The organism is Paracidovorax konjaci (assembly GCF_900112675.1).
Taxonomy (GTDB): Bacteria; Pseudomonadota; Gammaproteobacteria; order Burkholderiales; family Burkholderiaceae_C; genus Paracidovorax; species Paracidovorax konjaci.
Genome location: NZ_FOMQ01000012.1, coordinates 85780 through 98030, shown reverse-complemented (window position 1 = coordinate 98030; position 12251 = coordinate 85780). Strand labels below are relative to the sequence as shown.

Here is a 12251-nt window from a genome sequence, read left to right as displayed (position 1 = left end):
GGCCGCGCGCGACATGATCCGTTCGCAGACGACGCCGCGCCGGCGCGCGCTCTGGTCCGCCGCCGCGCTGGCCGGCACGGGCCTGGCCGCCGCCGGGGCGCTGCTCTCGGCCGGCGGCGCCACCGCCGCCGACCCGCCCGATCCGCAGGGCGAGAAGACCGGCGGCGCCACCACGGTGTACGCCACCGGCCGCAACGCCTTCTCGTTCCCGGCCGCCAACCTGGACGATGCCGAACGCACGCGCTTCGTGATCGGCAACTCGTTCTTCAAGCGCAACTGGGTGGAGGCCGGCGCGTCCACCAAGGCGCGCGACGGCCTGGGCCCGCATTTCATCGCGCGCTCGTGCGGCGGCTGCCACGTGCAGGACGGCCGCGGCGAGCCGCCGGAGATCTTCAACCGCCTCGGCGAAACGCGCGACCCGACCGTCGCGCTGCTCATCCGCCTGTCCATCCCCGGCGCCGACCCGCACGGCGGCCCGAACCCGGAGCCCATCTACGGCGACCAGCTCAACACCGCGGCCGTGCACGGCGTGAAGCCCGAGGGCACGGTCACGCTGCGCTACGACACGGTCAAGGGCCGCTTCGCCGACGGCACGCCCTACGCGCTGCTCAAGCCCCACTACGGCGTGCGCAACCTCGGCTACGGCCCGCTGCACGCCAAGACCATGCTGAGCCCGCGCATCGCGCCGCAGATCATCGGCGTGGGCCTGCTGGAGGCGATCGCCGAGGCCGACATCCTCGCCAACGCCGCCGACCAGGCCGCCACGCCCGGCCCGATCAAGGGCATTCCCAACCACGTGTGGGACGCGCCCTCGGGCCGCAAGATGCTCGGCCGTTTCGGCTGGAAGGCCAACGTGGCCACCATCTCGCACCAGACGGGCGGCGCCTTCATCGGCGACATGGGCATCACCTCGCGCGACTTCCCCAGCGAGAACTGCACCACCACGCAGGTGGACTGCGGCGAATCGCCCAGCGGCCGCAGCGCCGGCGCACGCGGGCAGGCGGGCGTGGAAATCGACGACAAGACCTTCGACGACGTGGTCTTCTACCAGGCCACGCTGGCCCCGCCCGCGCGCCGCGACGTGAACGACGCCGCCGTGCTGCGCGGCCAGGCGCTCTTCGCCCAGGCCCAGTGCGCGGCCTGCCACCGCCCGAGCTACGTGACCAAGGAAGGCCCCTTCCCGCACCTGACGAGCAAGGCGCTCTCGGGCCAGCGCATCTGGCCCTACACCGACATGCTGCTGCACGACATGGGCGAAGGCCTGGCCGACGGGCGCCCCGACTTCCTGGCCAGCGGCCGGCAGTGGAAGACGCCGCCGCTCTGGGGCATCGGCCTCATCAAGGACGTGAACGGCCATACGCGCCTGCTGCACGACGGCCGCGCGCGCGGCGTGCTCGAAGCCATCCTGTGGCACGGCGGCGAGGCGGAAGACGCCCGCCAGAACGTGCTCAAGATGGACAAGGCCGACCGGGAGGCCCTCGTGAAATTCGTGGAATCGCTATGACACACCGCACCCTCCTCGCGCGCCGCTCCGTGCTGGCCGCATCCCTGGTGCTCGCGCTCGCGGGCGGCACGGCCGCGCAGACACGCGCTGCCGCCCCCGCCACGCCGGCCTGGCAGCACGATGCCGTGCCGTTCTACGACACCACCCATGCGCTGCAGAGCCTGTACGCGCACTGGGCGCTGCCGCGTTCGCGCGAATTCGCCGCCGCGGCGCAGGCCCTGCCGGTCGCCCTGCGGTCGCTGTGCGAGGCGCCCGCCGCCGCCGGCGCGGGGGCGCCGCCCGCGCTGGAGCCCGCGCGCACCGCCTGGCGCACCGCGATGCTCGCGTGGGAGCGCCTGGGCGCCGTGGCCGTGGGCCCGGTGATCGCGCGGCGCACGCAGCGGCAGATCGATTTCGCCCCCACCCGGCCGCAGCTCATCGAGCGGGCCATCAAGGCACAACCGCAGGGCGCACAGGCCTTCGAGCGCATCGGCACGCCCGCCAAGGGCCTGCCCGCGCTCGAATGGCTGCTCTGGACCCAGCCCGCCGCACCGCGCAGCCCCGCCTGCGCCTATGCGGTCGAAGTGGCGCTGGACGTGGAGCGCGAGGCGGTGGCGCTGCAATCGGCCTTCGAGGGCGCCGCCGGCACCGACTGGGGCGCCGAGGAAGAACAGGAGCGATCCACCCAGGCCATGGGCGAATTCATCAACCAGTGGGTGGGTGGCATCGAACGCCTGCGCTGGGCCCACATGGAAAAGCCGCTGCGCGCCGCGCAGGGCACGCGTGCGCCCGACTACCCGCGCATGGCGAGCGGCCAGGCCGCCACCGCCTGGGCGGCCGAATGGGCGGCCCTGCGCGCGCTCACGGTACAGGCGACCGGCACGCCGCTGGCGGCCCCGGGCCAGGGCCTGGTGCCGCTGGAGACCTACCTGCGCGGCCGCGGGCTCAACCCCCTGGCCGACCAGTTGCGTGCCACCGCGCTGCGCATCGACGCCGCGATGGCGGCCGCCGAAAAGGCAGGCCCCGCCCAGGGCGGCCCGCAGGTGCTGCAGGCGGCCAGGGAACTGAGCGCGCTCAAGCGCCTGGCAGAAGCCGAGGTGGCGCCGGCGCTGCAGGTGAGCATCGGCTTCTCCGATGCCGACGGGGACTGACACCATGGCCGCAGAGCGCCTGGATGCAGGCACCCCGGCAGCGCGGCTGCGCCTCTCGCGCCGGCAGGTGCTGCGCCTCGGCGCAGGGTGGGGGCTGGCAGTGCCGCTGTCCGCCGCATGGGCCGGCGGACCGGCATCGCCTGCCGGCGCCCTGCGCCTGGCGGCCGCCTGGCAGCAGGAGGACGGCAGCTACCGCATCGGCGTGCTGGAGACCTCCGCGGGCCGCGACACGCCGCTGCGTGCGGTGCATGCGCTGGACATCCCCACGCGCGCGCACGGCCTCTGCCCCCTGCCCGACGGCAGCGTGGTCGCGGCCTCGCGCAGGCCCGGCGACTGGCTGGTGCGCTGGTGGCCGGGCACCGCACGCGCGCCCGTCTGGCAATGGTCGGACGGCAGCCGCTCCTTCAATGGCCACGTGATCGCCTCGCCCGACGGCAGCCGTCTCTACACCACCGAAACCGATGCCGACTCGGGCCGCAGCTTCGTGGTCCAGCGCGACCTGGAGCGCCTGAACACCGTGCGCGAGTGGTCCACGCAAGGCATCGACGCGCACGAGCTCATCTGGGACCGGCGCCACCCGGCCGATGGCATGCCCACGCTGCTGGTGGCCAACGGCGGCGTGCCCACCGCACCGGAAACCGGCCGGGTGAAGCGCGCGCTGGACACCATGGATTCGTCCATCGTGCGCCTGCATGGCCGCACCGGGGAAGTGATGGGCCAATGGCGCCTGGACGACCGCCGGCTCAGCCTGCGGCACCTGGCGTGGAACCCGCAGGGCACCGTGCTGGGCATCGCGCTGCAGGCGGAACACGCGGACCCGCAGGCGCGCGATGCCGCGCCCGTGCTGGCGCTGTTCGACGGCTCGGCGCTGCGGCCGGCTTCGCCCGCGCCCGACGCGCTGCCCGGCGGCCTGCGGGGGTACGGCGGCAGCATCGCCGCCACCCCGGCCGGCTGGGCCGTGAGCTGCCCACGCGCGCAGGGCCTCGCCACGTTCGGCGCGCAGGGCGAGTGGCGCGCCCTGGTGCCCCTGGCGGAGGTATGCGCGCTGGCCGTGAGAGAAAACGCACTCTGGGCCGCGGGGCTCGATCGCACGCTGGAAGATGCCCACGGCGCCGCGCCCCAGGCGCACCCGCACCGCGGAACGCTGGCCGGAGCGCGCATCGACAACCACTGGTACCCCGCGCCGCGCCGCGGCTAGCCGATGCCTCCGATGCGGGACCGCATGGAAACGCCAAGTCCCGACCGGCGTGCATTTCATAACGCACAGCCGGGTTACATCGAATCACAATCCAAAAAAAAGTAATACAAGACATTACAAGACGTGGGCTTTTGTGAGGCTTTTCCTTACACTCCGGCGATTCTTCCGGGGCCTCCATGTTTTTCCTTCCTCCGCAACGCAAACACCTGATCGCGGCCCTGTGCGCCGGCGCACTGCACTACCATGCCGTCCTTGCGGCGGACATCGTGCTGGCCCCGCCTCCCAACGGCGGCTTCTCGGTCACCAGCAGCGACAAGACGCAGATCCGGCTGCGCGTGGACGAAGCCTCGGGCGCGGTGACGGTCCCCGGCCTGGCATCGGCACCCCAGCAGGGCACGCCGGTGTGCCACGGCCCGGGCGGCGTGCTGGGCCACTGTGCGGCCGTGGTGGGTGCCACCGGCGCGACCGGTGCCACGGGGGCCACGGGTGCGACCGGTCCGGCCGGCGCCACGGGGGCCACCGGCAGCGCGGGTCCCACGGGAGCCACGGGCGTGGCCGGCCCGACAGGGGCCACGGGCCCGTCGGGCGCCACCGGGGCGACAGGCACCGCCGGCCCCACGGGTGCGACGGGCGTTGCGGGTCCCACGGGCGCCACCGGATCGACGGGCGTCCTCGGCCCCACGGGGGGAACCGGGGCCATGGGCCCCGCAGGCCCGACGGGCGCCACGGGGTCCACCGGCGCGACAGGCGCCACCGGCAGCACCGGCGCCACGGGCGCGACCGGCGCCGCGGGGTCCCTGAGCGCCGGCGTCACGGTCCGGGAAATCACGCAGTCGCCGGTGAACGCCCAGGTCTGTGCGGTCACTGCGTGCTGCAACGCGGGCGAGAAGGTGCTGGGCGGCGGCCACGCCGCGAGCACGGGCCAGGCCGACCCCGAAGATGCCGGCGTGTACCTGGGCGAAAGCCGTCCGGTGGCGAACTGCGGCGGCAACGCCGGCACATTCGGCTGGTCGGTGCGCGCCCTCAATTCGTATCGCTCGAACCTGCAGAGTTGCTCGGCCTACGCCATCTGCGCGCAGTGATGCCCGCCGCAGCCTGCCCACGGCTCCTCCTTCCATGACCGCCCCGCTCCCCACGGACACCGTGCCGCCCGTCGCGTTTCCGCACGCCCGGCGGCTGGCGCACGGCGTGGCCGGAACGGCGGCGGCGCTGCAGGAGGTGCTCGCGCTGCCGGACACCACCTGGGGCCCCCATTTCAATCTGGCGAAGCACAACGGCGGCTGGCACGTAGCGGCGCTGCGCAGCACGCCGCGTTCGCCGCTGCCCGCCGCACCGGGCGAGTTCGCGGCCGATCTGTTCCAGGACGAAGGCGCGATGGCGCAGTGCCCGGCCGTGCGGGCCCTGGTGGCCGGCATCGCGGGCGACGCGCCGCTCAAATCGGTGCGCGTGCTGCGCCTCGTGCCCGGCGGAGCCATCCGGGAACACACCGACGCGGGCGTGGGCCTGCGCGACGGCGAGGTCCGCCTGCACCTGCCGCTGCTGACGCACGGCGAAGTGTTCTTCCACGTGGATGGGCAGCGCGTGCCCATGCGCGCGGCCGAGTGGTGGTATGCGGATTTCTCCCTGCCGCACCGGGTGACCAACCAGGGCACCGCCGAGCGGCTGCACCTCGTGCTGGATTGCGAAGCCACGCCCCGGCTGCGCGCGGCCATCGCCGCGGGCGATGCGGGGCAGCCCTATCCGCACGCCCAGGACCCGCAATGGCGGTTCGCGCAGTTCCGCGAGCAGGTCTTCGGCGATCCGGCACTGCAGGACCAGCTGCTGGGCATCTACTCGCGCGAGGACTTCGCGCAGGCCTGCATCGCGCTCGGCGGCGCGCGGGGATGGGCCTTCACCGAGGCGGAGGTGGTCTCCGCCATGGCCTCCGGGCGCCAAGCGTGGATGCAGCAATGGGTGGTCTGAATTACGAGGGCTGGTCGCCCATCCGCGTCTATGCAGGGGCCGGCGGCGAACCGCTGGTGGACTGGATGCGCGCGCCCCCCGGAGTCACGCGCGCGCCGTTCTTCGCGGACGGCGTGCAGGACGCGCTGTTCCACCCGTTCCACCAGGCCTTCCGCCGCCAGACGCCGCTGTCCGACCTGCTGGACTGGGCCGAGGCCTCGCCGGGGCTCGCGCCATCGGGCATCGTCTTCCACGTCTCGCGCTGCGGCTCCACGCTGGTCGCCCAGGCCTTCGCGGCGATCGACGGCCACGTGGCGCTCTCGGAAGCACCGCTGCTGGACGACCTGCTGCGCGCGCAAGCGATGCTGCCCACGCTGGACGCGGCGCTGGCGATCCCCGCCGCGCGGGCGGTGGCCAGCGCCTGGGCGCAGCCGCCGCGGCCGGGGCAGCTCACCGGCGCCCGCCATCTGGTGGTCAAGTGCGACTGCTGGGCCACGGGGTATGCCGAACGCATCGCGCAGGCCTGGCCCGACGCACCCTGGCTTTTTCTCTACCGCGATCCGGTCGAGGTGCTGGTGTCGCAGCTCCAGCAGCGCGCGGCGTACCTCATCCCCGGCGGGCCGCTCGGCGTCGATCCGGCCGGCATCGCGTTCGACGACGCCCTGCGCATGGGACCCGAGGCCTACTGCGCACGCAGCCTGGGCGGCATCTACGAGGCCATGGTGCGGCAGTTCCGCCCGGAGCGGACGCTGCTGCTCGACTACCGGCAACTGCCCTCGGCCATCCTGTCCGCCGTCGCCCCGCATTTCGGCATGGTCCCCGGCCCGGAGGCCGCCCTGCAGATCGAATCCACGTTCGCGGTGCATGCCAAGCACCCGAACCACCCTTTCGCTCCCGACGCGCAGCGCAAGCGCCAGCAGGCATCGCCCCGCGTGCTGGAACTCGCGGCGCAATGGATCGCTCCCCATTACGACACGCTGGAAGCCCTGCGCGCAGCGACCGGCAACGCACCCGTGCACGCCACCGGTTCCCGTTCCGAGGCTTTTGAAGCCGGGTGACAACGCCATGACCTTTTCAACCTCCACCACCGTGCAACTCGGCCGGCGCGGCTTCCTGGGCACCTCGGTGTCCACGGCGGCCACCGTGGCCTGCACCGCCACGGTACCGGCGCTGGCAGCGCAGGTGCCGCAACGCAGCGCCGCGCGCACCGTCGGCGTCCTGCTGCCCGAATCGTCCCGCTACCCGGCCCTGGCGGCGGAATTCCTGGCCGGGCTGGACGCGGGCACCGAAGCCTCCGGCCTGCCTCCGCCGGCGTGGCTGCCGATGCCCTACGGGCGCAGCCCCCAGGCCGCGCTGCGGCAGGCGCGGGCCGCCGTGGAATCGGGCTCCGTGGGCGCGCTCGCCGGGTGGTTGCCGGTGCAGACCGCACGGGAACTGGTGCCGCTGCTGGAGTCGCGCCAGGTACCGTTCCTGGCGAGCGACACCGGTGCCGACCGGGTGCCGGAGCACCGCTTCACCCCGTCGCCCTGGCTCATCCCGCACACGCTAGAGCTGTGGCAGTCCTGTGCCGTGCTGGGGCGCGAAGCCCCGCGGCGCTGGGGCCACCGGGCCGTGCTGTGCATGGGTTTCCTGGAAAGTGGGTACGACTTTCCGCACGCATTCCGCCGCGCCTTCGAAGCGGCCGGCGGCACGGTGTCCGCCGTGCACGTATCGGGCCTGCCGGACGGCTCCGAAGAGTTCGCCGGCCTGCGCACGGCGTTGCATGGCGCGCGCGCGGACTTCGTGGTGGCCCTGTACTCGGGCCAGCAGGCCCTGCGCTTCCAGCGCCAGTGGAGCCGGTGGCAGCCGGCCGGCCGGCTTCCGCTGGCGGGATCGCTCTTCTCGCAGGGGCCTGCAGGCAGCGGCGCGCCACCGCCTCCCGGCTGGGCCAGCGTGGCCTCGTGGAATGCCGGCTCGGACGCATGCCGCTCGATCGCCGAGCGCTGCGCGCCGCGCGGCGCCGGCGCCGGCGCGGCACACGCGGACCTGAGCGGCCCCGCCCTGCTGGGCTTCGAGGCCGGCCAGCGCTTCGCGCGGTGGCACCACAGCGGCCCGGGCGCCGACCGGCTGGCCCTGCTGCACACCGACCCGGACAATGCCCCCCGCGGAGCACGGCACCGCGACCCGGCCAACGGCGAGCGCAACGGCACCCACTGGCTTCGCGGCAGCGCGCTACCGGCGGCCTCCAGCAACGGGCTGGCCCTGGCGCAGCCCGCCCCATCCTGCCTGCGGGGCACCTCCGGCTGCAGCGGCTGGAACACCCCTTATCTCGTGACTTAACTGGAAGACCCTCATGGCCGCAGATCCATTCATCGGTGAAATCTCCCTGTTCGCAGGCAACTACGCCCCCCGGAACTGGGCTTTCTGCTGGGGGCAGCAGCTCGCGATCTCCAGCAACACCGCGCTGTTTTCGATCCTGGGCACCACCTACGGCGGCAACGGTGTCTCCACCTTCGCCCTGCCCGATCTGCGCGGGCGCGTGCCGTTGGGAACGGGCCAGTTGCTGGGCGGAAGCTTCTACACCCAGGGGCAACTGGGCGGGCAGGAGAGCGTCACGCTCAACATCAGCAACATGCCGATGCACAACCACACCACGACAGTGCCGGTCAGCAGCACTGCCGGCAACTCCGGAACGCCCAACGGCAGGTACCTGGCCACATCCGACCGGCGCGACAACCAGTACACCAACCAGGCGCCCGACGGCAGCCTGGCCGGGGTCATGACGGGGCTGGCCGGGAGCAATGCTGCCCACGAGAACATGCAGCCCTACCTGAGCCTCAACTTCATCATCGCGCTGGTGGGAACCTTCCCGTCCCGCAACTGAGGCGTGCCGGAGCGGGCAGCGGCGCGGCGCCGCCACCCGCCCCCCTGTCAATCCACCACGGTGAGCTTGGCCACCGACAGTGCCAGCCATTTGGTGCCGTGCCGCGGGAAATTCACCTGGGCGCGCGCGTCGTCGCCCGCCCCTTCGAGCGCCAGCACCTTGCCCTCGCCGAACTTGGTGTGGAACACGGCCAGGCCCACGCGCAGGCCGTGCGCGGGCGGCGCCTTCTGCGGCGGCACGGGTGGGCTGGCAAAGCTCTCGGACTTGGAGCCAAAACCACCCCATGCCGCCGGATTCATTGAATTCTTTGCTCCTGAATTAGGAGCAAAACTACCAAATCCCTGGTTCCTGGGCGTGATCCACTTGAGCGCAGCCTCGGGCAGTTCCTCGAAGAACCGGCTCTTGATGTTGTAGCGGGTCTGGCCGTGCAGCAGGCGCGTCTGCGAATGGCTGAGGTACAGCCGCTTGCGGGCGCGCGTGATGGCCACGTACATCAGGCGCCGCTCTTCCTCCAGCCCCTCGCGGTCGCTCATGGCGTTCTCGTGCGGAAAGAGGCCCTCCTCCATGCCGCCGATGAACACGCCGTCGAACTCCAGCCCCTTGGACGCATGCACCGTCATGAGCTGGACGGCGTCCTGCCCGGCCTGGGCCTGGTTGTCGCCGGCCTCCAGCGCCGCGTGGGTGAGGAAGGCCACCAGCGGCGAGAGCGTCTCGCCCGTGTCGGCATCCACGTCGCCCGGCAGCGGGGCGAGGGGCTCGTCGATCACGGGGCTGCGGGTGTCGATACCCTGGCTCGCCGGGCTCTGGCGCAGGCTGGCCCCGTGCTCGTCCACGGGCAGCGCCACGGCATCGCGGCCGAAGCCCTCCTGCGTCACGAAGCTCTCGGCCGCGTTGACCAGCTCGTCCAGGTTCTCCAGCCGGTCGGCGCCCTCCTTCTCGGCACGGTAGTGCTCCACGAGGCCGCTGGCTTCGAGCATCTGCGAAATGATGCCGCGCAGCGTCTGGCCCTGCGTCTGCTCGCGCATCACGTCCACCAGGGCCACGAACGCGCCGAGGTTCGCACCCGCCTTGCCCGGCACGGCCGTCACGGCATCGTGCAGCGAACAGCCCGCGCTGCGGGCCGCATCCTGCAGCACCTCGACCGTGCGCGCCCCGATGCCGCGCGGCGGGAAATTCACCACGCGCAGGAAGCTCGTGTCGTCGTTCGGGTTCTCCAGCAGGCGCAAGTAGGCGAGCGCATGCTTGACCTCGGCCCGCTCGAAGAACCGCAGGCCGCCATACACGCGGTAGGGCACGGCGGCGTTGAACAGCGCCGACTCGATCACCCGGCTCTGCGCGTTGCTGCGGTAGAGCACGGCGATCTCGCGGCGCTCGAAGCCGTCGTTGCGCACCAGTTGGCGGATCTCGTCCACCATCCACTGGGCCTCGGCCAGGTCGGTGGGCGCCTCGTACACGCGCACCGGCTCGCCGGGGCCCTGCGTGGTGCGCAGGTTCTTGCCCAGCCGGCGGCTGTTGTGGCTGATGAGGGCGTTGGCCGAATCGAGGATGTTGCTGAAACTGCGGTAGTTCTGCTCCAGCTTGATCTGGTGGCGCACATCGAACTCGCGCACGAAATCCTGCATGTTGCCCACGCGCGCACCGCGGAAGGCGTAGATGCTCTGGTCGTCGTCGCCCACCGCCAGCACGCTGCCCTGCGTGACGAGGCGCCCGCCCTCCATGTCGCCCGCGAGCTGCTTGAGCCAGGCGTACTGCAGCTTGTTGGTGTCCTGGAACTCGTCCACCAGGATGTGCTGGAAGCGCCGCTGGTAGTGCGCCCGGATCGGATCGTTGTCGCGCAGGACCTCGTAGCTGCGCAGCATCAGCTCGCCGAAGTCCACCACGCCTTCGCGCTGGCACTGCTCTTCATAGAGCTGGTAGAGCTCGACCTTCTTGCGCCCGTCGGCATCGCGCGCGTCCACGTCGCCGGGGCGCAGCCCCTCTTCCTTGCAGCCGCTGATGAAGTAGGCCATCTGCTTGGGCGGGAAGCGCTCCTCGTCGATGTTGAACTGCTTGCACAGCCGCTTCACGGCCGAGAGCTGGTCCTGCGTGTCGAGGATCTGGAAGGTGGACGGCAGGCCCGCCAGCTTGTGGTGCGCGCGCAGCAGCCGGTTGCACAGGCCGTGGAACGTGCCGATCCACATGCCGCGCACATTCACCGGCAGCATGGCCGAGAGCCGCGCCGTCATCTCCTTGGCCGCCTTGTTGGTGAAGGTGACGGCCAGGATGCCGCCCGGCGTGGCATAGCCGTTCTGCAGCAGCCAGGCGATGCGGGTGGTGAGCACACGGGTCTTGCCGGAGCCGGCCCCCGCCAGGATCAGGGCATGGCCGGCCGGCAACGTGACCGCCGCCAGTTGCTCATGGTTGAGGTTCTGCAGCAGCGGGGACTGCGCGGCGTCGTGCGGAGTGCGTTGCGGTCCGGCATCGCCGGCACCGAAGGGGCCAGCACCGGCAGGCGCTGGCGCGCCGGAAAACAGGTCTTGGGGAAGCATGGCGCCATTGTAGGAAGCCCGCCTTTGCGCAGCCGGCGCCTCCGGTCTTTCAGGAGTGCGCGCGGGGTCAGAGACGCAGGCCGTCGAGCGCGTCGGACTCGAAGCGCTTCCACAGCGCATCGCGGCGTTCGAGCGCCTGCCCCACCTCGCTGCGGCGCAGTTGGGCCACCGCGGACACCAGCGCATTGTCCAGGAAGAACGCCGCGGTGTAGGAGTCGAAGGGCGAGGCATTCGCGGTGTGCACCACCAGGCTGTGGTGCGCATGCGGCACGATGGGAGCGACTGGGCTGTCGGTCACGGCCAGCACCGTCGCACCGCGTTCCCGGAAATGCCGCGCCGCCAGCAGCGCGCCGTTCGAATAGCGCCGGACCGTGAAGACCAGCAGCACGTCGGCGGGCTCGATCCACAGCATGCGGTCCACCGCGAAGGGCGCGCCGCTGCCCAGCTCGTGCACCTGCGGGCGGCACATGTTGAGGTGGATCGCGAGATAGCCGGACACCGGCATGCTGTTCTTCTCGGCCATGACGAAGACCCGCCCCGGGCTCTCCGCCAGCACCCGGGCCACGGCCTCGAAGGTGGGCATGTCGAGCCCCCGCCGCGTGGCGGCGAGGTTGTGCTGGTCGTGCAGCAAGGCGTCCTCCAGGCACTCCTCCAGGCTGCGCGTGCCGCCGAGGGTGGCCGGTGCGCGCTGCGCCGCCGTCTGCAAGCGCGAGGTGACGACCGACCGCGCCTCCCGGCGCACCTCCGCCAGGCTGCCGTACCCCAGCTTGGCGAACATCCGCACCACCGTGGAAGCGCTGGTGCCCGTGCGCGCGGCAATGGCACTTGCGGAGTCGAGCAACCCGTCGGGATAGTGGCGCAGCAGGTCATCGGCCAGGGCCCGCTCGCTGGCGGTGAGCGTGGAGGCCTGGGCGGCGAGCCGTTCGGTCAGGAGCATGGGGAATCCGTTGATTCAAGAAAAAGCGCGCGGTGGGTGGCCCGCAGGCGCAACGCCGGCCCGTTCCGCCGGGCCTGCAGCATAGACGGGTGTGGGCCATGGGCCGCCGCATCCCGGCGCAGCGCGTCGCCGGATTGCAATGTACGTTTC

Annotated in this window: 10 protein-coding genes; 8 read left to right on the top strand and 2 right to left on the bottom strand. The window is 72.2% G+C overall.

All coding sequences use genetic code 11. The features are described 5' to 3' along the window. The first annotated feature begins 13 nt into the window (after nucleotides 1-13). The 8 genes from BM144_RS17115 (at nucleotide 14) to BM144_RS17080 (ending at nucleotide 8636) form a co-directional block, all read left to right on the top strand. Nucleotides 14-1504 carry a di-heme oxidoreductase family protein gene (locus BM144_RS17115; protein ID WP_092955060.1) on the top strand — a complete coding sequence of 497 codons (1491 nt, stop codon included), beginning with the start codon at nucleotides 14-16 and terminating at the stop codon, nucleotides 1502-1504. After that, nucleotides 1501-2634 carry an imelysin family protein gene (locus BM144_RS17110; RefSeq protein WP_092954899.1) on the top strand — a complete coding sequence of 378 codons (1134 nt, stop codon included), beginning with the start codon at nucleotides 1501-1503 and terminating at the stop codon, nucleotides 2632-2634. Before BM144_RS17115 ends, BM144_RS17110 begins: the two co-directional genes overlap by 4 nt. A gap of 4 nt (nucleotides 2635-2638) precedes the next feature. Continuing rightward, on the top strand, nucleotides 2639-3832 hold the full coding sequence (locus tag BM144_RS17105; protein WP_092954896.1) for a DUF1513 domain-containing protein: 1194 nt from the start codon (nucleotides 2639-2641) through the stop codon (nucleotides 3830-3832). 176 nt (nucleotides 3833-4008) lie between these two features. After that, complete coding sequence (locus BM144_RS17100; RefSeq protein ID WP_092954893.1) at nucleotides 4009-4914, top strand: hypothetical protein; 906 nt, start codon at nucleotides 4009-4011, stop codon at nucleotides 4912-4914. Nucleotides 4915-4948: 34 nt separating this feature from the next. Further along, the gene (locus tag BM144_RS17095; protein WP_092954890.1) at nucleotides 4949-5794 is read left to right on the top strand and encodes an aspartyl/asparaginyl beta-hydroxylase domain-containing protein; all 846 of its coding nucleotides are present in this window, start codon (nucleotides 4949-4951) and stop codon (nucleotides 5792-5794) included. Next, nucleotides 5782-6831 (top strand): sulfotransferase family protein, encoded by a 1050-nt coding sequence (locus tag BM144_RS17090; RefSeq protein WP_092954886.1) that lies wholly within the window; start codon nucleotides 5782-5784, stop codon nucleotides 6829-6831. The genes BM144_RS17095 and BM144_RS17090 overlap by 13 nt, the downstream gene beginning before the upstream one ends. Before the next feature lie 7 nt (nucleotides 6832-6838). Next, on the top strand, nucleotides 6839-8092 hold the full coding sequence (locus tag BM144_RS23325; RefSeq protein ID WP_092954883.1) for an ABC transporter substrate-binding protein: 1254 nt from the start codon (nucleotides 6839-6841) through the stop codon (nucleotides 8090-8092). A 13-nt stretch (nucleotides 8093-8105) separates the two neighbouring features. Beyond that, nucleotides 8106-8636, top strand: coding sequence for a phage tail protein (locus tag BM144_RS17080; RefSeq protein ID WP_092954881.1), 531 nt, complete (start codon nucleotides 8106-8108; stop codon nucleotides 8634-8636). A 47-nt stretch (nucleotides 8637-8683) separates the two neighbouring features. On the opposite strand, the gene BM144_RS17075 is transcribed toward BM144_RS17080, so the two are convergent. Beyond that, a complete protein-coding gene (locus BM144_RS17075; protein WP_092954878.1) occupies nucleotides 8684-11164 on the bottom strand; it encodes a UvrD-helicase domain-containing protein in 2481 nt (826 codons plus the stop codon). A gap of 67 nt (nucleotides 11165-11231) precedes the next feature. Beyond that, entirely contained in the window at nucleotides 11232-12101 is an 870-nt protein-coding gene (locus BM144_RS17070) for a MurR/RpiR family transcriptional regulator (protein ID WP_092954875.1), read from the bottom strand. Nucleotides 12102-12251 lie beyond the last annotated feature (150 nt).

Excerpts from the sequence above, each read along its gene's own strand:
- BM144_RS17115 (WP_092955060.1), top strand. The coding sequence starts at position 14 with ATGATCCGTTCGCAGACGACGCCGCGCCGGCGCGCGCTCTGGTCCGCC.
- BM144_RS17110 (WP_092954899.1), top strand. The coding sequence starts at position 1,501 with ATGACACACCGCACCCTCCTCGCGCGCCGCTCCGTGCTGGCCGCATCC.
- BM144_RS17105 (WP_092954896.1), top strand. The coding sequence starts at position 2,639 with ATGGCCGCAGAGCGCCTGGATGCAGGCACCCCGGCAGCGCGGCTGCGC.
- BM144_RS17100 (WP_092954893.1), top strand. The coding sequence starts at position 4,009 with ATGTTTTTCCTTCCTCCGCAACGCAAACACCTGATCGCGGCCCTGTGC.
- BM144_RS17095 (WP_092954890.1), top strand. The coding sequence starts at position 4,949 with ATGACCGCCCCGCTCCCCACGGACACCGTGCCGCCCGTCGCGTTTCCG.
- BM144_RS17090 (WP_092954886.1), top strand. The coding sequence starts at position 5,782 with ATGGGTGGTCTGAATTACGAGGGCTGGTCGCCCATCCGCGTCTATGCA.
- BM144_RS23325 (WP_092954883.1), top strand. The coding sequence starts at position 6,839 with ATGACCTTTTCAACCTCCACCACCGTGCAACTCGGCCGGCGCGGCTTC.
- BM144_RS17080 (WP_092954881.1), top strand. The coding sequence starts at position 8,106 with ATGGCCGCAGATCCATTCATCGGTGAAATCTCCCTGTTCGCAGGCAAC.
- BM144_RS17075 (WP_092954878.1), bottom strand. The coding sequence starts at position 11,164 with ATGCTTCCCCAAGACCTGTTTTCCGGCGCGCCAGCGCCTGCCGGTGCT.
- BM144_RS17070 (WP_092954875.1), bottom strand. The coding sequence starts at position 12,101 with ATGCTCCTGACCGAACGGCTCGCCGCCCAGGCCTCCACGCTCACCGCC.